The organism is Streptomyces sp. NPDC002133, assembly GCF_040296405.1.
In the GTDB taxonomy this organism is placed as follows: domain Bacteria; phylum Actinomycetota; class Actinomycetes; order Streptomycetales; family Streptomycetaceae; genus Streptomyces.
On the sequence record NZ_JBEOXF010000013.1, the window covers coordinates 114,354 to 137,543 of the forward strand.

20 protein-coding genes and 2 pseudogenes are annotated in these 23,190 nt (G+C 69.9%); 7 read left to right on the top strand and 15 right to left on the bottom strand.

Annotated features, from left to right (window positions below):
• Window positions 1–104: 104 nt before the first annotated feature.
• The 13 genes from ABT078_RS16540 to ABT078_RS16600 form a co-directional block, all read right to left on the bottom strand.
• On the bottom strand, window positions 105–545 hold the full coding sequence (locus ABT078_RS16540) for a DUF6114 domain-containing protein (RefSeq protein ID WP_502981231.1): 441 nt from the start codon (window positions 543–545) through the stop codon (window positions 105–107).
• On the bottom strand, window positions 536–1,177 hold the full coding sequence (locus ABT078_RS16545; RefSeq protein WP_351228173.1) for a DUF6230 family protein: 642 nt from the start codon (window positions 1,175–1,177) through the stop codon (window positions 536–538). The genes ABT078_RS16540 and ABT078_RS16545 overlap by 10 nt, the downstream gene beginning before the upstream one ends.
• Window positions 1,178–1,394: 217 nt before the next feature.
• A complete protein-coding gene (locus ABT078_RS16550) occupies window positions 1,395–1,592 on the bottom strand; it encodes a hypothetical protein (protein ID WP_351228175.1) in 198 nt (65 codons plus the stop codon).
• A gap of 73 nt (window positions 1,593–1,665) precedes the next feature.
• A complete protein-coding gene (locus ABT078_RS16555) occupies window positions 1,666–3,780 on the bottom strand; it encodes an MMPL family transporter (RefSeq protein WP_351228177.1) in 2,115 nt (704 codons plus the stop codon).
• Between the two features lie 180 nt (window positions 3,781–3,960).
• Window positions 3,961–4,218, bottom strand: a complete 258-nt coding sequence (locus ABT078_RS16560) for a hypothetical protein (RefSeq protein WP_351228179.1) — start codon at window positions 4,216–4,218, stop codon at window positions 3,961–3,963.
• Window positions 4,215–4,580 carry an ArsR/SmtB family transcription factor gene (locus ABT078_RS16565; RefSeq protein ID WP_351228181.1) on the bottom strand — a complete coding sequence of 122 codons (366 nt, stop codon included), beginning with the start codon at window positions 4,578–4,580 and terminating at the stop codon, window positions 4,215–4,217. Before ABT078_RS16565 ends, ABT078_RS16560 begins: the two co-directional genes overlap by 4 nt.
• Before the next feature lie 695 nt (window positions 4,581–5,275).
• Window positions 5,276–6,004 (bottom strand): hypothetical protein, encoded by a 729-nt coding sequence (locus tag ABT078_RS16570; RefSeq protein ID WP_351228183.1) that lies wholly within the window; start codon window positions 6,002–6,004, stop codon window positions 5,276–5,278.
• Window positions 6,005–6,008: 4 nt separating this feature from the next.
• A complete protein-coding gene (locus ABT078_RS16575; RefSeq protein ID WP_351228185.1) occupies window positions 6,009–6,509 on the bottom strand; it encodes a SigE family RNA polymerase sigma factor in 501 nt (166 codons plus the stop codon).
• A 168-nt stretch (window positions 6,510–6,677) separates the two neighbouring features.
• Window positions 6,678–8,075, bottom strand: coding sequence for an ABC transporter permease (locus ABT078_RS16580; RefSeq protein ID WP_351228187.1), 1,398 nt, complete (start codon window positions 8,073–8,075; stop codon window positions 6,678–6,680).
• On the bottom strand, window positions 8,072–8,809 hold the full coding sequence (locus tag ABT078_RS16585) for an ABC transporter ATP-binding protein (protein ID WP_351228189.1): 738 nt from the start codon (window positions 8,807–8,809) through the stop codon (window positions 8,072–8,074). Before ABT078_RS16585 ends, ABT078_RS16580 begins: the two co-directional genes overlap by 4 nt.
• Window positions 8,806–10,254, bottom strand: coding sequence for a peptidoglycan-binding protein (locus ABT078_RS16590; RefSeq protein ID WP_351228191.1), 1,449 nt, complete (start codon window positions 10,252–10,254; stop codon window positions 8,806–8,808). Before ABT078_RS16590 ends, ABT078_RS16585 begins: the two co-directional genes overlap by 4 nt.
• Window positions 10,251–11,165, bottom strand: a complete 915-nt coding sequence (locus ABT078_RS16595; protein ID WP_351228193.1) for a hypothetical protein — start codon at window positions 11,163–11,165, stop codon at window positions 10,251–10,253. Before ABT078_RS16595 ends, ABT078_RS16590 begins: the two co-directional genes overlap by 4 nt.
• Window positions 11,166–11,410: 245 nt before the next feature.
• Window positions 11,411–11,569, bottom strand: coding sequence for a hypothetical protein (locus tag ABT078_RS16600; protein ID WP_351228195.1), 159 nt, complete (start codon window positions 11,567–11,569; stop codon window positions 11,411–11,413).
• Between the two features lie 504 nt (window positions 11,570–12,073).
• Between ABT078_RS16600 and ABT078_RS16605 the strand changes: the two genes are divergently transcribed.
• From ABT078_RS16605 to ABT078_RS16615, 3 genes are all read left to right on the top strand, one after another.
• Window positions 12,074–12,622: a SigE family RNA polymerase sigma factor gene (locus tag ABT078_RS16605; protein ID WP_351228197.1), complete on the top strand. Its 549-nt coding sequence runs from the start codon at window positions 12,074–12,076 to the stop codon at window positions 12,620–12,622.
• A complete protein-coding gene (locus ABT078_RS16610) occupies window positions 12,619–13,560 on the top strand; it encodes a hypothetical protein (protein WP_351228199.1) in 942 nt (313 codons plus the stop codon). Before ABT078_RS16605 ends, ABT078_RS16610 begins: the two co-directional genes overlap by 4 nt.
• Window positions 13,561–14,079: 519 nt before the next feature.
• Window positions 14,080–15,054 (top strand): alpha/beta hydrolase, encoded by a 975-nt coding sequence (locus tag ABT078_RS16615; RefSeq protein ID WP_351228201.1) that lies wholly within the window; start codon window positions 14,080–14,082, stop codon window positions 15,052–15,054.
• A gap of 312 nt (window positions 15,055–15,366) precedes the next feature.
• Here the strand turns inward: ABT078_RS16615 and ABT078_RS16620 are convergent, their stop codons facing one another.
• Window positions 15,367–16,530 (bottom strand): cupin domain-containing protein, encoded by a 1,164-nt coding sequence (locus tag ABT078_RS16620; protein ID WP_351228203.1) that lies wholly within the window; start codon window positions 16,528–16,530, stop codon window positions 15,367–15,369.
• A gap of 208 nt (window positions 16,531–16,738) precedes the next feature.
• Here ABT078_RS16620 and ABT078_RS16625 point away from each other — a divergent pair.
• Window positions 16,739–16,924 (top strand): annotated as a pseudogene (locus ABT078_RS16625) (tyrosine-type recombinase/integrase); the annotation flags it as partial.
• Window positions 16,925–17,078: 154 nt separating this feature from the next.
• On the opposite strand, the gene ABT078_RS16630 reads toward ABT078_RS16625, so the two are convergent.
• The gene (locus tag ABT078_RS16630; RefSeq protein WP_351228205.1) at window positions 17,079–19,223 is read right to left on the bottom strand and encodes a SpoIIE family protein phosphatase; all 2,145 of its coding nucleotides are present in this window, start codon (window positions 19,221–19,223) and stop codon (window positions 17,079–17,081) included.
• A gap of 250 nt (window positions 19,224–19,473) precedes the next feature.
• Here ABT078_RS16630 and ABT078_RS16635 point away from each other — a divergent pair.
• The 3 genes and pseudogenes from ABT078_RS16635 to ABT078_RS16645 form a co-directional block, all read left to right on the top strand.
• A pseudogene (locus ABT078_RS16635) lies at window positions 19,474–19,554 on the top strand (cation transporter); the annotation flags it as partial.
• 236 nt (window positions 19,555–19,790) lie between these two features.
• Window positions 19,791–22,523 (top strand): FG-GAP repeat domain-containing protein, encoded by a 2,733-nt coding sequence (locus ABT078_RS16640; protein ID WP_351228208.1) that lies wholly within the window; start codon window positions 19,791–19,793, stop codon window positions 22,521–22,523.
• A 198-nt stretch (window positions 22,524–22,721) separates the two neighbouring features.
• The gene (locus tag ABT078_RS16645; protein ID WP_351228210.1) at window positions 22,722–23,027 is read left to right on the top strand and encodes a transposase; all 306 of its coding nucleotides are present in this window, start codon (window positions 22,722–22,724) and stop codon (window positions 23,025–23,027) included.
• Window positions 23,028–23,190: the final 163 nt, after the last annotated feature.

A 23,190-nucleotide genomic window follows, 5' to 3' on the forward strand; every position in this document is an offset into this window, starting at 1 on the left:
ACCCCGTGACGCCCCTCACGAACATCGTCGCCTTCTACAAAATGTTGAGTCGACCGGCGCGCGGAATTGTCGCTTCGTCCACTACCGCGATGCCAGGGCGCGCGCTATGAGGGGTCGTGCGCGGACCCGCGGTTCGCGGCGGGCCGCGGCTCGGCGGTGCCCGTGGGCGGAACCCAGGCACAGGCCAGGGAACCGCCGATCAGGCCGCAGAACAGCCCGATGAAGAGGCCCCCGAAGTTCGCCACGGGAAACGAGACGAGTGAGAGCAGCATGGCCGTGATCCCGGCGAAGACGCGCACCTGCTGGTGGAACCAGAGGGAGATGCCCAGGACCCCGAGCAGGATTCCGATGACCAGCGCTCCCGCGCCGGCCGTGGTCGACAGGGCCAGCGGGATGCCGCCCAGGCTCATGTCCGCGTACGGGAAGTAGACGATGGGCAGGCCCGCCGCGAGGGTGAACAGCCCGGCCCAGAAAGGCCGTTCACCCCGCCACGACCTGAATCCACGTCGGGCGTCGGCGGCAGCGGCGCGCGGGTTCAGAAGCACTCGTGACGGCCTTGCTTGACCCGCACCTCGAGGTCGGGAACCTTGAACGTGGCGGCCGAGACGGCGACCGTGGTCCACTCCACGTCGGTCAGTGACGCCGAATCCGCCTGCTGGGCGAAGCCGTTGGGATCGAAGAACCTCGAGTCCCTGTCCCCCGGACTGATCGGGCCCTTGGTGATCGCTCCCGCCGCCACACCGATGTCGAGGTCGTCGAAACTCGCCTCCCCGAACGACGAGGACGTTGCGTCGAGGAACAGGTTCCTCGCCTCGGCCCGGCGCTCTTCGCCGCCGGTGAGCCTCAGCGTGTACGGGCCCAGAACCGGGACCTGCACCACCACGGTCTGGCACAGGCCGCTGATCGTCGCGTGGCGTGCTCCGGTGACCACGACGGGGACGAGGGTGCCTTCCTTGGTCACGTCCACCATGCCGTAGATGCTCACACCACGGGCCTCCAGGGTGTCCATGGCGACCTGGAACCTTTTGCCGGAGATGAAGAACGACGCGGCCAGCGCTCCCTGTGCCATGCCGATGCCGAGGGCGGCGGCGGCCACGACACCCGGGACGAGCACGGCGGCGAACCGTTTCCAGTGGGTCCGGCCGGAGCCGTGCAGCATCCCGTCTCCTCCGGTCATGAGGGGCCCCGCCGATGCCGGGCAGGGGCGGGCGACATCCCTGCCTCTGGTGACGGATCCTAGGGTTCCGCTTGCGGCGGGCGACGGCACGTCAGGCTGGCCAGACGGGTGATGCGGTGTCCGTCGGGGCTCGAGCCCCCCGATCGGACGGTGCTGAGCGTGCCCCTTCCCCCTCCGGGCTGTGGACCCCGTCCGGACCCTGTGTCCCGTCCGGGCCTCAGACGTCCCGACGGGCGAAGCTCACCGCGGCCAGCGTCACCACACCCGCCGTCCACAGCAGCAGCACGGCCCCTCCGGCCAACGGCGTGAGATCTCCGGCTTCCTGATGGATCTGCATCAGGCGCAGTCCGGCGCGGTCCGGGAGGAAGCGGGCCGATGAACGGAGACGGTCGGAGGCGGCCAGAATGCAAGTCACGTTGACCCGGCCACCCGGCCACCCGGCCACCCGGTCGCCAGGTGACCGGGAAGCCCTGGCTCGGCCTCCGAGGTCAGGCGGGCTCGTGTGTCCGGTCCGCCGCCGCGGTGTGCGATGCCCCATCGGTGCCCTCTCGCCGGCCCAGGCCGCGGAACAGGCGGCCGGGCCACCAGAACCAGCGGCCCAGGTCGAGCGCGAGGGCCGGGACGAGGACCGTGCGGACCAGGAAGGTGTCCAGGAGGACGCCGATGCCGACGAGTACGCCCATCTGCGCCATCGTCACCAGCGGCAGGCCGGCGAAGACCGCGAAGGTGGCGGCGAGGACGATGCCCGCGGAGGTGATGACGCCTCCGGTGCTCGTCAGGCCCTCCAGTACACCGCGGGTGTGGCCGATGCGGCCGACCTCTTCCCGTACGCGGTGCATCAGGAAGATGTTGTAGTCGATGCCGAGGGCGACGAGGAAGACGAAGCCCAGGAGGGGGATCGACCGGTCCACGCCCGCGAACCCGAAGACGTGCTCGAAGAGCAGGTTCGAGGCGCCGAGTGCCGCGAAGTACGAGACCACGACCGTGGCGAGCAGCAGCAGCGGGGCGACCAGGGACCGCAACAACCAGATCAGTACGAGCACGACGACGGCGAGAACGGCCGGAATGACCGTCTTCAGGTCACGGTCGGACGCGCGCTGGATGTCGAGGGTCTGCGCCGTGGTGCCGCCGACGAGCGCCTCGGCGTCGTCGACCGCATGCACGGCGTCGCGCAGACCGTCGATGGTGTCCTTGGCCGCCTCGCTGTCCGGGACGTCCTTCAGCACGACGGACAGGGTGGCCAGTTGGCCGTCCGGCGTACGCTCGCCGTCCTCGATCCGGGCGACACCGTTCACCTCGGATGCCGCGGCCGCGACGTCCGAGACCTTCGCCGCGCGCGTGACGATCCGTGCGGGGTCCGAAGCGCCGGACGGGTAGTGCGCGGAGATCCTTTCCTGGGCGACGACCGACTGGGGCTTGTCCTGGAACATCTCGGCCTGCTGCAGGCCCATGGAGATACCGGCCGCGCTGAGCGCGAGGACGCCGGTGACGGCGACGGACATCATCCAGGACCAGCGGGGGCGCCGGGCGACGGCGGCGCCGATACGGGACCAGACGGTGTGGGCCTTGCGGGCGGGCGTTCCGAACCGCGGTACGAAGGGCCAGAAGACCCAGCGGCCCGCGACGACGAGCAGGGCCGGCAGGAAGGTGATCATCCCGAGGAAGCCGCAGAGCACGCCCACCGCGCCGACCAGGCCGATGGAGCGTGAGGGGTCGAGGTCGGCGAGGGCCAGGCAGGCGAGGCCGACGGCGACGGTTCCGGCGGAGGCGAGGATCGCCGGTCCCGAGCGGCGCAGCGCGATCTGCATGGCCTCGTGCCGGTCCTCGTGGCGGTGCAACTCCTCGCGGTAGCGGGCGATGAGCAGCAGCGCGTAGTCCGTGCCGACGCCGAAGACGAGCACCATGAGGATGCCCGAGCTCTGCGGATTGACCGGCAGGTCCGCGTACTTGGCGAGCAGATACGTGCCCACCTGGGTGAGAACCGCCGCGAAGCCGACCGAGAGCAGCGGGAAGAGCCACAGGACCGGGCTGCGGTAGGTGATCAGCAGCAGGACGGCCACGACCAGCCCGGTGGCGATCATCAGGGTGGAGTCGAGGGAGTCGAAGACCGCGATTTGGTCGGTGAGCGAACCGGCGGGGCCGCCGACGGCGACGTCCACGCCCGGTGGGGCGTTGGCGGCCGCGATCTCGCGCATCTCGTCGATCGTGGCGGTGATGTCGTCCCCCTCGGTGGAGAGCGGGACGACCGTCATCAGGGCCTTGCCGTCGGCGGACGGGACGGGCGGCGAGACCTGCTCACCCTTGGCCGCGAACGTCGCGAAGGCGGCCCGGTCCGCGGCGGCCTTCGCGTCCGCGCCCTGGCCGGTGTGGACGACGACCGCGGGCATCACCGCGTCGTTACGGAACTTCTCCAACTCCGTGTTGACCTGCGCGGATTCGGACGCACCCGGCAGGAAGGCATTGGCGCCGGTGTCCTCGACGTCGCCGAGCTTGCCCGCGAGCGGACCCAGCGCGACGGCGAGGATCAGCCATGCGACGAGGACGAGCCATTTGGTGCGGCGACCGCCGGGGGCGCTCGCCGCGCGTCTGAGCAGCGCGTTCATGAGTAGTCTCCTGGGTGTGGAGTACGGCCGGTCTCCGACCGGTGAATGGGCGCACGTGACCCGCACCACGGCGTGATGGTTTGCCGACCTGCCGTGGCACAGGGGTGGGTGCCTGGGATGCGTTCTCCATCAGTGCGGCCGGGAGTTGCCGCTCCCGGCCGTACGTCATGGGGCGTGGTGCTACTCGATGGAGCGCATCATCTTCTCCATCGAGGCGATCGAGGCGCGGGCCTGCGTCAGCTCGTCCAGCGTGCGCCGGTGCAGCTCGACGTTGTCCTCCAGCAGCTCGGCGTACTTCGTGGCGAGCTGCCTGTACTGCTCCTCGCGGGCGGCGAGCATTCGGGCCCGCCAGGTCGCGGCGAACTGCCAGACGACCACGATGAGGAGGAAAAAGACCCCGCCGGCGCCGACCACGCCGGCCCAGTCCGATCCGTTCACTTCGCCTTCTCCTTCACGGTCGCCGCCTCTTCCTTCTCTTCCTCGGTGATCGTCCGCGCCGCGGCCGCCACGACGTCCGGGGTGAGCGTGTAGGCGAAGGGCGTGACCTCGAAGTACTTCATCGCCTTGCCGTCCTCCGACAGCTCCAGGGAGCCGGCGACCAGTCCGGCCGCCTCCAGCCGCTGCAGATGCATGTGCAGCAACGGACGGCCGATCTCCAGCTCGCGGGCCAGCCGGCTGACGTAGTTCCGGCCCCCGGAGACGAGCGCCTCCACGATCCTCAGCCGGTGCGGGTTCCCGAGCGCCGCGAATACCTTCAGCAGCTCGTCCCCGGTCGGCTGAGGGTGCGGGACCCCGGCCATCGCGACCCCCTTCGTACCTACCTGTCAGTCAAAGCTGACAGCACTGTGCGACACCTGTCAAAGGAAACTGACACATATCAGGGATATCTGGGGGTTCTCAGGGTCGCGAAGGCCCGGGCCCAGGTGAGGCCTGCACCGGCGCTGTCGGCATCCACCTCGCTGGTGCCCCGGTCCAGGGCACGTGGGCGTGCCCGACGATCAGGCAGCGGGCAACGGCTTCTGCTAGGCCCCGGCGGGCTTCTGCCGAGCCCGTTTGCACGAGACGGGGACGGGGACGGGGACCGGGACATCGTGCAGGTCCGGCCGCAACGAGGGCCGGCCCCCGCCCCCGGTTCTCTCCGCCGCTCCGCCGTTCCGTATCCGGCCCCTCCGAGAACATGCCGCTCGGAGGGGATCGGGCTCATGCGCAACGGCTGAATCGAGCCCGGCCCTGGTGCGGGCCGGCACCGCTCAACGACGGCCGCTCGCCCGTGCTCCGGACGCGACCTCCCCGCACCTGGATACGGCCGCGGGCACGGTCGGCGCGCGGGCGATCGCCCAGGCGGCCGTTGCCGGCTGGTACGTGCTGGTGACCAGCCTCCCGGCAGAGCAGACCGACCGCCTGGGTCCTGATCACGTACAAGGGCCGGGACAGGTCCGGGGGCGGCGCGCGGGCGCCGCGGACCTGGCTCGTGCTGCTACGCCTGCGGTCCGGGTCAGGTCGGTGGGAAGACAGCCTTGTCGAGTATGGCCATCAGCTGGTTCTGGGCCTCCGGGGTGACGTCGCCCACGCATGCCGACCCGGTGAGCACCGCATCCGGGTGCCGGGGGCCCACTGCCCGCTGCACCCTGTACATCTTGGTCCCGCCCAGGGAGCCGCAGCCGGGGGAGACATCGACCGCTTGCGCCGCGGCGTAGCGCTCGGCCCTGGTCGCTGCCGCGGGGTCGTCCTCGATCTGGAAGGCCACGAGGGCTCCGACCTCGGGCCCGGACACGGGCAGACAGGCCGGGTCGGTCCAGTCGCCGATCCGGAAGTCGGAGCAGGACTTCTGGGGCGTGGTGAGGGGGTTGACGGAGATGAACCGCACCGGTGAGGCCCCGTCGCGCTGTGATGGGACGGTGAGCTGGCTCCAGTGGGGCGGAACGGGCAACTGGAGGCCGTACAGGTTCTGCAGGCTCGGAGCCCCCGGCGACAATGTCGACGTCGCCGGGGGGCCGGCGACATCGGCGGTCCGGTCCGGGCCCAGATACTGCGGCAGGAAGACGGCCGCCACCAGCGCCAACGGCACGGCGGTCGCCGCGGCCCGCAGCCGACGGGTACGGCGGAACCGGTTGCGTACCCCTGCCATCCGGTCGGGCGGTGCCGGGAGATCCACTGGACGATCCAGCAGCACCGCGCGCAGCAGTTCGACCTCCGGCCCGCGCTCATCCTGACCGGTGCTCATCTGATCACCTTCGCAGATCGACGGGATTGGGCAGAGTGCCGCGCAGCGTACGCAAGGCCTTGGCGGCCTGGCTCTTGACCGTTCCGGCAGAGCAGTTCAGCAGCGCCGCGGTCTCCTCCACGCTGCGGTCCTCCAGGTACCGCAGCACCACCACGGCCCGCTGCCGGGCCGGCAGGCTCCGCAGCGCCTGCCGCACCGTACGTTCCAGATCCACCTCGCCGTACCGGTCCTCCGGCACCGCGAACTCGGGAAGCGACGCGTGCGGTACCTCCCCCCGCCAGCGCCGCCGCCACCAGGAGGCGTGCACGTTCATCATCGCCCGCCGCACGTATGCCTCGGGTTGCTCGTCGCGGATGCGCCGCCACTTGGGCCAGCTCCTGGCCAGGGCCGTCTGCAGCAGGTCCTCGGCGAGGTGCCGGTCGCCGGTGAGCAGCCAGGCCGAGCGGAGCAGCCGCGGTCCGCACTGGGCCACGAAGTCCTCGAACTCCGTCCAACCGCTCCGCATACTGTCCTCGTACCGTCCGTCGATGTGCGCCGGGTGCTCTCACGCATCCTGAACCGGTTCGCACACCGGGAACGTTGCCCGACGTGGCACACATCACAGAATCGCTCCAGTGCATCCGCCGAACCGAAGTACCGCGGCAGCCACTCGCGCGAAGGGCCGCGCGGCGGCTCATGAGGGTGCCCGCAGTGCGTCCACGGGCTCCATGCGGGCGGCGCGCAGTGAGGGGTAGAGGCCCGCGAGGAGTCCGACGAGGGCACCGGCCACCGGGGCACCGAGGGCGAGGCGCAGGTCCAGTACCGGGGTCCATTCCTTGACGCCGGCCACGCAGACCACGACGACGATGCCGAGGGCCGCGCCGATGACTCCGCCGAGGAGGCCGATCGTGGTCGACTCCGCGAGGAACTGGCCGGCCACCTGGCGTCTGGACGCGCCGAGGGCCCGCCGGAGCCCGATCTCGCCGATGCGTTCCATCACCGTGACGAGGGTGACGTTGGCGATGCCGATGGCACCGACGATGAGGGAGACGAGCCCGAGCACCAGGAACAGCCCGTTGACGTCACCCTGGACGCCCTTCCTGGCCTTGGACAGGTCGGGCGGGGAGACCACGGTGAGACCGTCCTCGTGTCCGGGCGAGAGGGCGATCGGCGCCTGCCGGGCGACCTGCCCGGCCGCGCCGAGGGAGGTGTTGACCAGTACCTGGGTCACGTTCGCCAGGCCCATCCGGTCCGCCGCCGTGGTCGGCGGCAGGATCACCGACGTGGACAGGCGGTGCTCGCGCTGGAAGCCGCCGAGCACGCCGATCACGGTGAACGACTGGCCCTGGAAGAAGACGGCGGGCGCGTCGCGGACATCACCGATGCCGAGCAGCCGGGCCGCCTGGTCCCCGAGGACCGCCACCCGGTCGTGGCGGGCGATGTCGCCCGCGTCGTAGAAGCGGCCGGTGACCATCGTGCCGCGGACCGCCGCGGGCAGGTTCGGGCCGGCCGCGACGACGGCCAGGGTCTGTGAGGTCAGCTCCCCGGGCGCGACCACGTCGTTGGCCCGTACCTGTACGTTCGCGGTGCCGTCGGAGCCGGCGAGCGCCTCGGCCGACACGACTCCGGCGAGGCGCTCGACCGCTCCGACGCCCGACCAGTCCACCAGCGGGGGGTCGTCCGAGCCCGGCCGCGGGGACGGCACCGTGACGCTCACCGAGGTGGCGGTGAGGGCGTCGAACCGGCCGACGATCTGGTTCGCCGCCGTCGATGCCACGCCGATCGTGATCACCAGAGTGCCGATGCCGAGCACGGTGCCCAGCGTCGTCAGCGCCGAGCGCACCGGGCGGGCGAGCACTCCGGCCAGCGCTTCCGACCACAGGTCACGAGGGTCGATCCGCGGGCGTTCGGGCTGGTCGCGGCGGCGCGACCGGCTGTGTTCGCCGCGGTGACGTCCGCCGGCTCGTGCTTCCGACGGTTGCTCCGCTTCCACCCCGTCCGTGGGGTGCTCGGGCCATGCGGGACGGTGCTCGGTGCCCGGCCTGAGCGGCTGTGCCTCCGGGGCCGGCACGGAACGGGTACGACTCCTCATGCGCTCTCCTGACTGAGCCGGCCGTCACGGATCCGTACCCGCCGGCTCGCGCGCCGGCTGACGGAGTCGTCGTGGGTGATCACCAGCAGCGTCATGCCCTGGGACTGCAGCTCGTCGAAGAGCGCCAGCACCGACTCGGTGTTCTCGCTGTCGAGGTTGCCGGTCGGCTCGTCGCACAGGAGCAGGGCCGGCTCGCCCATCAGGGCACGGGCGATGGCCACCCGCTGCCGCTCGCCGCCGGACAGCCGACCGGGCAGGAAGCCGAGGCGGTGCCCGAGGCCGACCCGTGCAAGGGTCTCCCGGGCACGCTCGGCCCGGGTGCGGCGCTCGCGGCCCGGCCGGGGGGCCCGGTAGGTCTCGGCGAGCATGACGTTCTCGTCCACGGTCCGGTACGGCAGCAGGTGGAAGGACTGGAAGACGAAACCGATACGGCTTCCGCGCAGCGCGGTGCGCTCCAGGTCGCCGAGGGCGTTGGTCAGCACTCCGTCGAGCCAGTAGCTCCCCGACGTGGGCTGGTCCAGCAGGCCCAGGGTGTTGAGGAGCGTGGACTTCCCCGACCCCGAGGGGCCGACGATCGACAGATGCTCCCCTCGGCGGACCGTCAGGTCCACGTCGCGCAGCGCGTGCACGGGCGGGTCGGAGTCGAAGGTCCGGCCGACCGCCCGGAGTTCGATCACGGTGTCCGCGTCCGGCGGTTCCTCGAGCGTGACCGCCGCCGCGGGGCGTCGCCTCACTGGCCGACCACCACCTGGTCACCTTCGTCCAGCGAACCGCCGTCCGGGGTCACCTCGACGAGGCCGGCGGCGGCGAGCCCGACGGTGACGGGGACGGTGATGGTCCTGCCGTCGCGCCGCACCTGCACCCGGGCCTTCCCGTCGGCGGAGGTGCGGACCGCCGCCACGGGCACCACCAGGACGGAATCCTTGGAGGCGCCCACCTCGATGGTCACCTTGGCGACGCCACCCGACTGGTTCCTGAGCGGTCCGGGGTCGGCTACGGAGATCTCCAACGGCACCGGTGCCGTGGGATCGGCCGGGCCGGATTCGGCGCCGGTCTCGTCGCCCGTTCCGCCGTCGCCTGTCGCGGCGCCGGTCTCGTCGCCGCCGTCCGACCCGGCACCGTCCTTGTCCCCACCCTGGCCGGCAGCGGCACCCGCACCGCCGACCCGTGACACGACACCGCGGACTTCGCGGCCGTCCAGCGTCTCGATCCGCGCTTCCATGCCCTTGCGCAGTGCGGCACTGTCCGCTCCGGGCACCGTGGCCTGCACCACCACGTCGGAGCTCGTCACGGTGGCCACCTCGCCGTCCAGGGAGTCGCCGAGCTTCACCTTGACCTTGTCGACACGGACCGGCAGGTCGGGCAGGAAGACCACCTCACCCGCCGGGACCTTGGTGCCGTACGTGGCCCTGAACGCGTTCAGGGCCGCATTGGCCTGGTCCAGCCGCTGCCGGGCGGAGCGCAGCTGGAGGGCCTCGGCTTCGGCGGACCCCGGGGCGGACGCCGTACCGCCGTCCTGGCCGTCGCCCCCGCCCGACTGCACCTGAACCAGCTCCAGCTGGGCCGTCGACACGGCCGACTCCAGATCGGCGCGCTGCTGCCGGTCGGCGACGCCGGGGCTCTGCGGCTCGTAGCCCTTGCTCTCGTACCAGCGGCCCACCGCAGCCGCGGTGCCCTCCCGGTAGTTCCCGCTCACGGCACCCGGGTCGTGGCCGATCCTGCGCAAGGCGCTCTGCAACTGCCGGACGTCGTCGCCCGAACCGCCCGGACCGAGGGAGCGGTACATCGGCACCGAGCCGCGCAGCACGAACACCGGGCGGCCGCTGACCTGCATCAGGACACTGCCCTCGTCGAGGGTCTGCCCCTCGGTCGGCAGCTTGGTGACCCGCTGGGCGGTCTCGTCGTCCCCGGAGGAGCCCACGGGACCCGACAGCGAGATGCCCTGCGGTGCCCCGAACTTCACCTCACCCTGGGCCACCACGGTCGCGGTCAGCTTCTGCCGCGCCACCGCGACCGTCACCGAACCGGCCTTCGGCGGCTGGTGCGCGGCCGCGGCATCAGCGGGGGACTGCATCTGCATACCGGTGAACCAGCCGCCCACGCCGACTACGGCCACCACGCCGACGATGACGGCAACCTGCCTGCTGCGGCGCGCCGGACCGCTCCGGAGGCGGCTCATCCGCCCACTCCGACGAAGGGGTTCTTGGCCAGCTTCGGGAAGTACGCGGCCCGGAACTCCTTGCCGCACTCCAGATCCTTCAGGGCGATACTGATCTCCTGGGCGAGCTTGGCCCGCGCGGTCTCCTCGTCCCCCCTGCCCCGGCCGTCCGTCAGTGCCGGGTTGTTCACCTGGAACTTCACCATGTCCCCGATGGAGGTCGGCTGCGTGGTGGTGACGGCGATCCCCTCACTGCGGAGGCAGGACGCGAATTCCTGGGCCAGCGACACCAGCTGCGGGTCCCCGTCCAGCGCCTGCTGCGCCGCGCGATCCTTCTCCGCGGCGGCGGCGCTTTCACGTTCGAGTTCGGCCTTGGACTTCTCCGGCCCGTAAGCCTTCACCCGCGCGTCCTTGTAGCAGCCCGGGAGCTCCGTCTTCTTTCCGTTCACGAGTGCCGCGCCGCCCAATTCCTTTTCGTAGGCCTGCCGCTGTGCCGGGGAGAGCGCGTCCCGATACGCCTGGTCGGGATTCGGCTCCATCTCCGGGCCGGTGACGTTGGGGTCGTTCGGGTAGACAACCGGGGCGTAGGCGACGCCGTACCCGTACTTCCCCCGGTACTCCTTCGTTGCGTCGTAGTCCTGACCGTCGATCGGGAGCTGCGTGACCTGGTCGTCCTCCACGTGCGGTGTGTAGGTGAACCCCTTCGCCCGCATGCAGGCGGCGAGGGCGTTCTGGTACACGTACTGCTTTTTGGTCTCCTCGTCCGCGTCCTGAGGAATCGTCAGCACGCCGTTCTCGGCGGCTGCCGTGGCAGAGGCGCCGCCGGCGGCGGATGCCGCTTCGGGTCCGGCGGAGTTCTTGTCGGCCTGGGAGGAGCATCCGGTGAGCGCCAGCACACCGGCCACAGCGGCAACCGGCAGGGCGCCACGCATTCTGAGAAGGGAAGTCACATCGTTCCATCTGTCGATCGGACATGGCCGTGCGGGGCGAAACGCCCCGTCGACTTCCTCAACCCGGTGGACCCCCGCTCAGGGCAGAGCCTCCGAGCCAGATGTGACGCACGTCATGGATTGGGGTGGGCGGTACGGGTCACAGGCCGGCACCCCGGATGCGGGGGGACCGCGGGGACCGAATGCTCCGGACCGGCGGACCGGCCGCGAGGTGCCCCGATCAGTGGTCACCGTGCCGGGCCGAAGTCGGACCCGTACGGCACACTGCCGGGCACCTCCGGCGCCTCCGGCCCCGCATCCTGCCGGCCTTCGGGGAACGGGACCTGGATGACATCACGCCGCCGCGCGTACGTGAGTGGCTTCTCCTCGGAACGGGTGACGGGCATCGAACCCGCACTCCGAGCTTGGGAATCCTGATGATGATCCCGCTCCATGGGCTGGTGACCTGTGCAGACGCAGCCGCTCGTGCCCCTCGGGGCGAGGTCGGCGTCACCGTGATTGACCGTGGGTGTCCGCTGCGGGTGGTGCATAGGTGGTGCGCCTCGGAACACCTGACGACGACAGAGCGGAAGGTGCCTTCGGTATCTGCGACCTACGAGGTCGGCTCAGCCGGCCTTGATCGACCGGCACGGCTGCCTTGACGTGTGTGTCCGTGGCTCCGTGCCTTCACGGACTCGTGGGGCACTGGATCACCTTGTTGGTGCGGTCACTGAGCGCCGGGCCAGGAAGGCGCGCTTGCAGAAGAGGGCGGCGTCATCGATGAGGCGCCGCTGACCTCCTCTGGCCCAGGCCGCCGGACCGGCCGTGGTACCTCCCCTCGAAACCCGGCCTCGGATCCCGGGCAACCGTATCCGCAGAAACGGTGGTCTGGAGGGCGAGGAGGGTGCTTGATGCAAGCCGAGCAAGACGCTCAGTTCCAGGAATTCGTCAGAGCGCGGTGGTCCCATCTGGTGCGGACCGCGTATCTGCTCACGGGCGACGTGCACCACGCCGAGGACCTGACACAGACGGCGCTGGCGAAGGCGTACCGCTCGTGGCGGCGCGTCTCGCGCAGCGACAGTCCGGAGGCGTACATCCGCCGGATGCTGGTCAGCTGCAACAGCGACCGGTTCCGCAAGCGGCGCGTGACGGAGGCGCTGACCGCCGCGCCGCCTGAGGTGGCGGGGCGCGACGAAGCCGTCTCGTGGGCCGGCGAGCGGAGCGCCCTGCTCGCGGCGCTGGCCCAACTTCCGTCCAGACAGCGGGCAGTGGTCGTCATGCGCTACTGGGAGGACCTGTCCGAGGCGGAGGTTGCCGAGGTGCTCGGCTGCTCCACCGGCACGGTCAAGAGCCAGGCGTCCAAGGGACTGGCGAAGTTGCGTACACATCCGGGGCTCGCGCAGGTCATGGACGGACTTGACCGCCGCAAGGTCCCGTCCGGGCAGGGAGGCATCAGGTGAACGAGGAGCAGAAGCAGCAGGAGAGGGCAACCGGCGGGGACTTCGAGGCGCAGCTGCGCGGGCTGCTCGCCGAGGACGCGTACACGATCCGGCCCTCGTCGGCACCGTATCCGGCGATCCGCCGCCAGGGCACGGTGGAGCGGCGGCGCCGGGTGGCGGCGGCCGGGGCGGTCCTGATGACGCTGGCGGCGGTGCCCGTGGGGGCGTACGCGCTGGTCGGCGGGGACACGGGTGGCGACACGGCGGCGCCGACGCCGTCGTTCAGCGCCACGCAGCCGACGGCGGCGCCGACACCGGCGCCGTCCGCGTCCCCGTCAGGGCCCGCGCGGCCGGCCACGGACGGCCAGCTCCTCGACGGAATCACCTTCGAGCAGGCCACCGAAGGGCTGGAGAAGTGCCTCGCCTACGACCGTGGGCACCAAGGCATCATGGGCAAGACGGACCTGGGCTCGGCCGACGGCTACCGGATCATCCTGGCGATGAAGAGCACCGGCGACTCCAACGCGCCCGGCGACGGCATGTTCGTCGTCGCGGTGAAGGAGAAGCCACAGCAGACCCGGCTGATCTGCAGAATCAAGGACGGCGAGGCCCAGGGCATCAACACCAGCGTCGGCGCCGGCGGTCCGCCGGACGCCGGCCCCGTGATGGCCGACATCAACGGTGGCAAGCTCTACCAGCGGTCGTTCCTCGACCGCGGCAACTGGAAACTTCCGTTCCGCTGGGGCGCCATCGGCCGGGCCGAGCCGTCGGTCGCCCGGGTGACCGTCTCCTACGGTGACGCCACCAGCCAGGCAGCCCTGGACCACGGCTGGTTCGTCGCCTCCGGCGTCCTGAACCAGCAGGTCTCCGCGGCCCCGCACATCAAGGGGTACGACGCCGACGGCGAACTGGTCTACGACTCCGACCAGGACAAGGGCTACCGGAAGACGCTGCCGTAGCGCCGCCTCCGGGCCGGGGGGCGCTGCACAGGGGACTGCGCCCCCCGGCCGCCCATTTCGGACGCGGCAAGAGCGCCGCGCTGTTCCATCAGCACTCGGACCTGACCTGAAGCGGCAGCGGGAGGTGTCCGCCCCGCAGAACCACCGTCGGGCCCGGGGCAGTCCGGGACCTCCGAACGGTGTGGGCTGACCCGGAAGGCAAGCAAGCCGTCATCGACGGACTTACGGCCGTCGTGGGTCGCCCGCGCCCGCTGAATGCCCATCGTCACTCCAATGGACCGCCAGGGATGCTCCTTGACCTCGAGTTGGTCAGGATGTCTCAGGGACCGATCTGAGAGTGAGAGGGCTATGAAATCAATGCGCTTGGCTCGAATAGGCCACCACAAGCGTCTCCACGCCTTCGCTGCCCTGCTGGCATCCGTATCCGTGCTCTCCGCGTGCGGAGCGCCTGCGACCACCCAACAGTCCGCGGGTGGCGGGCGTGCCGCCCCGGTTGCCGCAGTGAACGTGCCGTGCGGAATGCCGCCGGTAGAGCTGGAAAAGATCGACCAGGACTGGCTGTATGAGCTCGCCCAGGCCGGCGGGCCACCCATCTACAAGCTTTCCTACGACGCCGCTCGCAAGGTACTGGACGATCTGCAGGCCAAGCCCGTCGCCAAGCTTCCAGCCGAGATCCATGACCGGACCATCCCCGTAGGTGAAGAGGGTTCGGTCTCCATCCGCATCGTGCGGCCGCCCGGGACCAAGGGGCCGCTGCCGGGCATCGTCTACATCCATGGCGGAGGCTGGGTGCTGGGCAACGCACAGACCCACGACCGCCTCGTGCGCGAGATCGCCAACGGCGCGCGTGCCGCCGTCGTCTTCGTCAACTACACCCCCTCTCCCGAGGCCCGCTACCCCGTCGCCATCGAGCAGGCCCATGCGGCTGCCCAATGGGTTGCCGAACACGGCAAGGAGATCAACATCGACGGCAGCCGCCTGGCCATCGCAGGCGACTCGGTCGGCGGCAACATGACTGCCGCAGTGACCATGCTGGCCAAGCAGCGTGGCGGGCCCCGTTTCACCCAGCAAGTCCTCATGTACCCGGTCACTGACGCCCGCTTCGACACCGCTTCCTATAAGCGGTTTGCCGAGAACTGCTGGCTCGCGAGCGCGGCGATGAAGTGGTTCTGGGACGCCTACGCCCCCAACGAGGCGGACCGCAACAAACCAACCGCCTCCCCGCTGCGCGCCGGCATCGACCAGCTGCGCGGCCTCCCGCCGGCACTGGTGATCACCGACTCGGACGTCCTACTGGACGAAGGCAACGCCTATGCGGACAAGCTGCGCGCCGCTGGCGTCCAGGTAACCAACACCCACTACGGAGAAGTCACCCACGACTTCATGATGCTCAACGCCCTGGCGAACACCAAGTCAGCACGTGAGGCCATCGCACAGATCAACAACGCCCTTCGCGATGCTCTCTACCCGGCGGAATCAGGCGCCGGTAAGTGATCTCGCGAGCGGGCGCGGCCAGCCGCTGCCGCAGACTCCGACAGGCGGCCGCCACCCGGTCTACGACCTGGCCCCTGAGGCGAAATTTCCCACTCAGATCGAGAACGGCCGGGCGCGCCTGGCTGCCGAGTCGGAGCGTCTGGATGCCGCTCTGCGGCCTCTCGTCCTGGAGGCGGTCGAAGCCGGCGTCCCGTAAAGGCGGATCGCTGAGCCGACGAGCATCTCGCCTGCCACTGTGGCCCGTTGGGGCACGGCCGAACCCATTCGCCTGAACGCCGGCCACGGGCTGCGAGCAGGCTCTCGCCCTCGCCCTCAGGCTGGTGAACGCCTTACCCAACCGCTCTGCTGAAGCTCGTCGTCGTCCAGGAAGACCAGCAGCGGCTGGCCGGGAGCCATCAGCATCGTTACGACAAAGCGCAGCGGGCTGTCGGTGCGGTTGTTGGCGTCCTGATAGTGGATTGCGTCCCCGCCGGGCTCCCAGAATGCCTCGCCGGCCTTGACCACTCGCGGCGGCTCGCCCTGCACCTCGAAGACCATTTCGCCCTCCAGGATGTAGCCGAAACACGGCCCGCCGGGATGGCGGTGCGGCGGTATGCCGGGATCGCCGGGGGGATAATCGATCCGCACGGTCATCACCTCGGCCTCTGCCGGTATGAAGGGCGGGGTGATGCTCTGAAGGTCGGTCCGGGTGTTCTTCGCCTTTTCATGGGGGTCCATCGCTTCCTCCTGTCTCGCGCCGGCCGCCAGCCACTGGTCGAACGTCGTCGGGGCGATACGGGCGTTCTCGCCGGGCAGCAGCACATTGCCGGCCATCGACTCATCAAGGGGGCCCGACCACGTCGGAACCAGCTTCACCTTGCGCCCGAGAACGTCATTGGTGCGGCGGGCCATGTCGACAAGGTCTTGCGGCTCAGGGCCGGCGACATCGACGTAGCGGCCCTGCGGCTCCCCGGTTGCGACCTCGGCCAAGACCTGAGCTATGTCGTCGGGCGCAATCGGCTGAACAAGTAGTGGGGCGATGGTGGCCACGCCGTCGCGCTCTGTCCAGCTACCGGCCAACGCCCCAAAGTCGTGAAATTGCGTGGCGGGCACTATCGTCCACGGCACCCGACCCTCCTCGATCAGGCGCTCTTGCTCGCGCTTGCCCGCGTAGTGGGCCGTACCGCCTATGATCCGATGGAGTCCGACGATCGACAGCAGTACGTGGTGTCGCACCCCCGCGCGCGCCTCGGCGGCGAGAAGATTTCTCGTGGCAGTGCCGAAATAGGCGAGCGTCTCGTCGGAGCTGACCGGCGGGGAGCTGATGGCATCGACCACCGCGTCAACGCCTTTGAGCGCCGCGTCCAAGCCCCGGCCCGTAATCAGGTCAACGCCAAGAGAGCGGCTGATGGGTACGACTTCGTGCCCCGCGCGCTCAAGGAACGAGGCAGTGCGGGCACCGATATTGCCAGTGGCACCGGCTACAGCGATTCGCATGGTGAGCCTCATCCCCCACGCTAACTGAGCCAATCGTCGTCGTCGAGGTGAACGAACGGATCCCAGGTCTTGAAGCTGAGCCTCAGCAACCACCAGGGGATGTGCTTGTGGCACAAGACAGACTGCAGCACGAGCCCTTCGGCTTCAGCCGGCCCCCGCCATGTGCTGGTCCTCGCCTCCTGGGAGTACGCCGGGCACGGCCACACCCAAGAAGGACGCTGAGATCTGGCTCTCCCAGATCGAGGCCGACCCGACGCGTGGCAACTGGCAGGACCCGGACGCCGGGGCCGTGACCCTCAAGGAGTACGCGCTCCAGTGGGTCGACGAGCGGGGCCTCTCCGCCACCACAGACGAGCTGCACCGCCGACTCCTGCGGCTGCATCTGCTGCCCACGCAACGGGTGCGAGGGGGAACCTTGGGGCTCCTCCTGGCACCCGCTGTTGACCGTGGCCTACCGACCTGTCGGGCACGGATCGGGCACGATGCTGAGCACCGCTTCAGGAGCGAGGTGGGGCGACTTGAAGCCTGACCAGCTGCCCGCCTGCCGGCTACCGGGCGCGGCTGCCGGCGGTGTCGTCGCTGGGCAGGGTCCAGGAGGCGACCTGGTTCGGGCTGAGTGCGCGGGTGCGGACCAGGAGCAGGCTGGCGTCGTCGCACAACTCCCGGTCCTCGACGGGCGCCGTTGCCCGGGTGCCGAGTTCCTCCAGGGAGAGATCCGGTTGCGCGAGGGCGGTGCCCAAACGGTGCATTCCCTCCTCGATGTCCTGTCCTCGGGTCTCGATCAGGCCGTCGGTGTACAGGGCGAGGAGACTTCCCTCGGGCAGTTCCAGCTCGACGGCCTCGAAAGGGATCCCCAGCCCGATACCGAGGGGGACTCCGGTGGGGAGGTCGGGGAAGGTCACCCGGCCCTTCGGGTCGATGATCGCGGGCGGGAGGTGTCCGGCGGTTGCCATGGTGCACTTCCGGGTGACCGGGTCGTAGACGGCATACAGACAGGTGGCGCCCACCACCGCGGGAGCCTGGTCCGGGGCGTCGGGGTCCGCTTCTGAGAGTAGTTGGACCGTGTCGTCGAGGCGGGCCAGCAGTTCGTCGGGGGGCAGCTCCATGGCGGCGAGTGTGCGTACGGCGGTGCGGAGCCCTCCCATGGTCGCGGCGGCGTTGATGCCGTGTCCGACCACGTCGCCGACGACGAGGGCCACTCGGGCGCCGGACAGGGGGATCACATCGAACCAGTCGCCCCCGACGCCGCGGTCCACGTCGGCGGGCAGGTAGCGGGAGGTCGCCTCGACCGCCCTGCCACCACACAAACGGCGTGGGAGCAGGTTGCGCTGGAGTGCGAAGGCCGCGGTGTGCTCGCGCGTGTACTGGCGAGCGTTGTCCAACGACACCGCGGCACGGCTGACGAGCTCCTCGGCCAGGAGCAGATCCGCCTTCTGGAACGGCACCGGATTCTCGGTGCGGGCGAACAACGCCACGCCCAGCAGGACGCGCCGTACGCGGATGGGCACGAGCATCACGGAGTGCATGCCGGTCTCACGGACCTTCTGCGCCCGTACCGAATCCCTGTCGATCCACGAGCCTGGAGCGGTGTCCAGGACCGGCTCCAGGTGGGACCTGCCGGTGCGCAGAATGTCGGTGACGGGCGTGTCAGGCTGCATGGGGACCGCATCACCGCGCCCCCACTGGGATTCCGGCGCCCCTTGGTGAATCGAGGCCAGGCCGGCGCGTCGGAGAACGGGGAGGCGCTCGCCCACCGCGCCGATGCGGACCGGGGCTCCCTCGCCGAACAGGGCCGACTGCTCCAGGTCCACCGTGACGAAGTCGGCGAACAGGGGCACGGCAAGATCGGCCAGTTCCTGACCGGTCTGCATCACATCCAGGGTCCTGCCCAGGCGCGTGCCTGCCTCACCGAGAACGGCGAGGCGCTCACGCACCCGCCGGCTCTCCGTGACATCGACGCTGATCGTGCACACCCCCAGGGCTTCGCCGTCAGCGCCTTGCAGATAGGAGAACGAGGCCGCGAACGGGTGCTCCTGACCCAGACTTGTCGGCAGCCACGTCCGGTACTCGTGGACCTTGGTCGTATCGCTCCGGAGCACCTTCCGCATCACCGCCTCGGTCGTTTCGGCCTCGACACCGGGCCGCACATCGGTGAGTCGACGTCCGAGCCGCCGGCCGGCGGGAACGCCGTCGTGGCTCTCTATCACGTCGTTCACCCAGGTGCAGCGCAGCTGCAGGTCACGAACAGCGACGCCGATCGGCGCACGGGCAAGAAGCGCCCCCTGCACCGACCCGTGCCCCACGTCCCCGGACAGCGCGCCGATGTGGGTCACGGACGCAAGCCACCACTCAGCTCCCGTCGGCCCCTGCAGAGGCGAGATCCGCAGGCCGACGTCGAGCACCCGGCCGTCTTGGTGGCGCACCGCCGTCGCGCCCGACCAGCCGTTCTGGGCACGGCACCGCTCGACGAACGCCGACATCGTCGACGCTTCGCCAAGGGACGGTAGTACGAGTGCGGCGGACCGGCCCACCACGCTCCCGGCGGAGTACCCGACAAGCTGCTCGCCGGCCTGCGTCCATGCGACCACCGTTCCCTGCTCGTCGAGCAGGGCGATCGCCGTATCGGACATCTCCGATACGTTCATCTGCTTGCTGAGTGTCATCGGGTTGGTGCTGATCGTGGTCAGAGTCATCGAGCTGTTGTCCTCGAATGGCTGGGGTCGGGGCATATGGGGTGTAATGAGCGATTCGCCCATTCTGGGATGTTTGACCGGGCAAGGTTCTGCTTTGTGACAACGCCCGGCGCGCACCTTGTCGAACTCCTCGCGGCCGGCCTTGCGGGCGGCGGCACGGCAGTCTGGGCCGCAGCCGTGGCAATGCCGGTTCGGTCGTGACCGCCCACTGTGATCGGGTACGGAACAGGTACGGCCCCAGGCATCACCGGGAACACTGACCTCCACGACGGCACTGATCGGCTTCGGCCTCGACTCCGTCATCGAGGCGTCCTCCGCCGCCGCGGTCGCCTAGGTGGTGCGTCACGCACCAGCCTCAGGGCGACTTGTGGAGCGAGCGCTTAGGGGCGAGCCGTGAGTCGGAAGATTTTGGAATACCGCACGCTGGTACGCTCCCGTCGCGCATGACAAGGACAGGTCATCCGCGGCGGTTGGGAGGACACAGCCGTCGGGGGCGAGGGACCGGGGGGTTCCGTGCAGGGTTACAGGGTCGTACGACGTCGTTTGCTCGGCCGGGAGGGTGCGGCCGTGGCCGTGGCTGTCGCCCTTGCTGCGGGCGCTCTGGTCGTCGTGCCTGCTGGGACGGCGCTGGCCGCCAGCGGGGGCGAGATCGTTCTGCCTGCCGCGGACCGGTCCGCCACGCGCAACCCGGTGTTCAGAGGCTTTGGCGATACCGGTGTGCTGTCGAGCCCGGAGGGCTCTGTCGGCTTGCGGTGGACCGACTATGCGTCGGGCCTGACCAGGGATGTGACTGAGTTCGTCGGCACCTCGCAACCCGACTACCTTGCGCAGTCGGACACCACGTACACGATGTCAAGCGACGCCGAGGGGCGACGCCTCTTCCGGTTCCGGGCGATGGGCTCTGGTGCGGACAGGGGCACGGTGACCGTCCCCACCGGGCTGAGCCCCGCAGGTACGGCGGGTGAGGGGGTCGTCGTCGCCTACCTCGGCAACTCCGCCAACGTCCGGGAAGTGCACCTCCTGAAGGCGACCGCCGAGGGCGGCACCAGCGATACGGTGCTGAGCGGCTGGCCCGCCGACGCGAAGCTCCTCGCGAGCAGCGAGCGTGACGACCGCTCGCTGCTCATGCGCTACCGCGTGCCGACCGAGGACCCCAAAGTGTTCCTCGATCAGCTCGTACTCGTCGACGTTCGCGATGGAACCTGGACCAAGGTATTCAACCCCTACGACTATCGCTCGTCTCGGATACCCGTGCTGAGCGAGGACTACGTCGGCTGGTGGTATCCGGGGAGCGGCGCGCAGTTGCTGCGCCGTGACGCCCTCGACGGGCCGGTGACCGCGGTTCCGGGGGAGGGCACCCAGGGGAAAACCGACTTCACGGTCGTCGGTGACGACGTCGTGGTTGCCACGTACGGCAACGAGACCCGCGCTGTGCTCACCAGGCCCCTCTCCGACGCCGGAGAGTGGCGCACGCTACTTCCGCAGATGGACGGCTGGATCTGGCAGTCGGCGGACGGATCGGCCGTCGTGGTCGGCGGTCCTGACAAGGCGGACTGGGGCGTGCACCGGCTCTCCGAGGCATCGGACGGCCAGATAGCGGACCGTGAGTTGATGGACCTGCCGCCGGTGCCCGCGCCCGTGGACGGGCTGTCGCTGGCCAACGGCACCTTGGCCTGGACCGATCAGACCTCCTCCCCGGCCTACGACGTCATGTTCAACACGCGTACGGTGTCCGCTGACGCGGTCCCCCAGGTGGGGCCGGTCCAGCAGGCTGGCGGATGGTGGAAGCCATGTGTGTTCATTTACGGCTGCATCCGGCTGGTCGGGGCCGGTGACGGGTCCGTCGTCCACTCCGACCTGGACGGCGCCCAGCGGGTGCACCGCCGTACGCCCACGGGTGAGGTCCAGACACTGACGGTGCCGGGTTTCTACGGCATGGTGGAGGCTGCGGAGGGGCGGTACGCCCTTCTGTCCGGCGGTGCGAACCGGAAGCAGTTCCTCGTCGACTGGACGCAGAACAAGGTCGTCTCGACACGCACGGCGAACGCCGCGGCCCTATGGGACGGGCAGCTGTGGACCACGACGTCCACCGCAGGGCACCTGTCGATGAGCCGCCTCGGATCGACCGACCCGGCGGTCGATGTCAACGTCGGTTCGGCGTGCGTGCCCAGCGAGCTGCAGGTCAACGGCCGTTTTGTGTACTGGGCCTGCTCCGCGCAGAAGAAGGCCGGAGTGTTCGACCGCTCCCGAGGGCGGTCGGTGGCCGTTCCAACGGGTGACGCGCTGCTGGCCGACGGGTTCTTGGTCCGCCACGACAACGCCCGCGGCAAGCTGGTCCGCACCGACGTCGGCTCCGGGACGGCGGTAACCGGCGACGTGGCCGATCTGCCCGCCCCGTCCAACCTCTGGCCGGAGGACGCGACCTCGGACCGCCGGATCCGCTGGACCCTCGACCCGTACGGGAGCCGGGTGGCGTTCGTGGACGCCGGCGAGCGCATCCACATCCTCACCGCAGGCTCCCTTGCGGCACCGGTGCTCCGGGACCACGCGGGCCGGGACGGCATCGGCGACCTGCTCACCCTCAACTCCTCCGGTGCGCTGACGTTCCAGCAGGGCACGGGCAAGGGCACGTTCTCCGGGAAGGTCAGCGGCAGCGGCTGGGCGACGAGCATCCGTCCGGTACCCATGGGGGACCTGAGCGGGGACCGCTGCAACGACGTCCTCGTCCGGCTGAGCAGCGGTACCGGCACCCTCCGGCTGTACAAGCCGGCCTGTGGGGCGGCGCTCAAGCCGACGACCCCGTACACCACGCTGGGCACCGGCTGGAACATCTACAACGTGCTGACCTCGCCGGGTGATCTGACGGGTGACGGACGTGCGGATCTGCTGGCGCGCACGCCGGCGGGTGAGCTGTATCTGTACGCGGACAGCGGCGCGGGCACGTTCAAGGCCCGGGTGAAGGTCGGCACCGGGTGGCAGATCTACAACACGATCGTGGGTGTCAGCGATCTGAACGGCGACAAGGCCGGTGATCTGCTGGCGCGAGACGCGGCTGGTGTGCTGTGGCGGTACAACGGCACGGGCAAGGGCACGCTGGCCGCGCGGGTGAAGGTCGGCACCGGGTGGCAGATCTACAACGCGGTCGTGGGTGTCGGTGACATCACCGGTGACGGCAAGGCGGATCTGGTGGCCCGCGACACTGCGGGCGTGCTGTGGCGCTACAACGGCACGGGCACCGGCGCTTTCGCCGCCCGGGTGAAGATCGCCACCGGCTGGCAGGGCTACAAGGGCATTTTCTAAGACGTCGTTTCTTATGGCGGTTCTTTGGGGCCCGAGCGGTGCAGGGATACTGCTGTGGTGCTGTTGACGATCGCTGAGGTAGCGGACGAGCCTCTGGTACTGGAGCAGGCTGACCGGCGGGTGGAGTGTGAACTTCCCCCCGATGTCAGGACAGCTTGATACTGGGACGTATGGGTCCCGGAGGAAGCAGTCCAGGTAGTGAGTAAGAAGAGCAACACGAGCAAGCGGTACACGGCGGAGTTCAAGAAGGACGCCGTCGATCTCGTCCGTTCGTCCGGGCGGACGGTGACGGAGGTCGCGCGAGAGCTCGGGGTGAGTTCCGAGGGCCTGCGGGGCTGGGTCAGGCAGGCCGAGATCGATCGGGGCGAGGGGCCGGCCGGGGTGTTGACCACCGCTGAGCGGGAGGAGCTGGTCCGGCTGCGGCGCAAGGTCCGCGAGCAGGAACAGACGATCGAGGTGCTGGGAAAAGCGACCGCCTTCTTCGCGCAGCAGAAGACGAAGTAGCCGCGCGCTACCGGTTCATCGACGCGGAGAAGGCGCGTAAACGGTGATGCTGCCGTCCTTCGGGGAGCGGCCGGTGTCTCCGTGATTGACCGTGGTTTCCCGCGCCGGGTGGTGCGGAGGTGGTGCAGGGTGGTGCGACCCAGTGCGAACGTCTGTGCGCAAG

What these genes read in the sequence shown, in the direction of transcription:
- ABT078_RS16545 (WP_351228173.1), bottom strand. Translation starts at nt 1,177, where the DNA reads ATGACCGGAGGAGACGGGATGCTGCACGGCTCCGGCCGGACCCACTGG.
- ABT078_RS16555 (WP_351228177.1), bottom strand. Translation starts at nt 3,780, where the DNA reads ATGAACGCGCTGCTCAGACGCGCGGCGAGCGCCCCCGGCGGTCGCCGC.
- ABT078_RS16565 (WP_351228181.1), bottom strand. Translation starts at nt 4,580, where the DNA reads ATGGCCGGGGTCCCGCACCCTCAGCCGACCGGGGACGAGCTGCTGAAG.
- ABT078_RS16570 (WP_351228183.1), bottom strand. Translation starts at nt 6,004, where the DNA reads ATGAGCACCGGTCAGGATGAGCGCGGGCCGGAGGTCGAACTGCTGCGC.
- ABT078_RS16575 (WP_351228185.1), bottom strand. Translation starts at nt 6,509, where the DNA reads ATGCGGAGCGGTTGGACGGAGTTCGAGGACTTCGTGGCCCAGTGCGGA.
- ABT078_RS16580 (WP_351228187.1), bottom strand. Translation starts at nt 8,075, where the DNA reads ATGAGGAGTCGTACCCGTTCCGTGCCGGCCCCGGAGGCACAGCCGCTC.
- ABT078_RS16590 (WP_351228191.1), bottom strand. Translation starts at nt 10,254, where the DNA reads ATGAGCCGCCTCCGGAGCGGTCCGGCGCGCCGCAGCAGGCAGGTTGCC.
- ABT078_RS16595 (WP_351228193.1), bottom strand. Translation starts at nt 11,165, where the DNA reads ATGCGTGGCGCCCTGCCGGTTGCCGCTGTGGCCGGTGTGCTGGCGCTC.
- ABT078_RS16600 (WP_351228195.1), bottom strand. Translation starts at nt 11,569, where the DNA reads ATGCCCGTCACCCGTTCCGAGGAGAAGCCACTCACGTACGCGCGGCGG.
- ABT078_RS16605 (WP_351228197.1), top strand. Translation starts at nt 12,074, where the DNA reads ATGCAAGCCGAGCAAGACGCTCAGTTCCAGGAATTCGTCAGAGCGCGG.
- ABT078_RS16615 (WP_351228201.1), top strand. Translation starts at nt 14,080, where the DNA reads ATGCCGCCGGTAGAGCTGGAAAAGATCGACCAGGACTGGCTGTATGAG.
- ABT078_RS16620 (WP_351228203.1), bottom strand. Translation starts at nt 16,530, where the DNA reads ATGCGAATCGCTGTAGCCGGTGCCACTGGCAATATCGGTGCCCGCACT.
- ABT078_RS16630 (WP_351228205.1), bottom strand. Translation starts at nt 19,223, where the DNA reads ATGACTCTGACCACGATCAGCACCAACCCGATGACACTCAGCAAGCAG.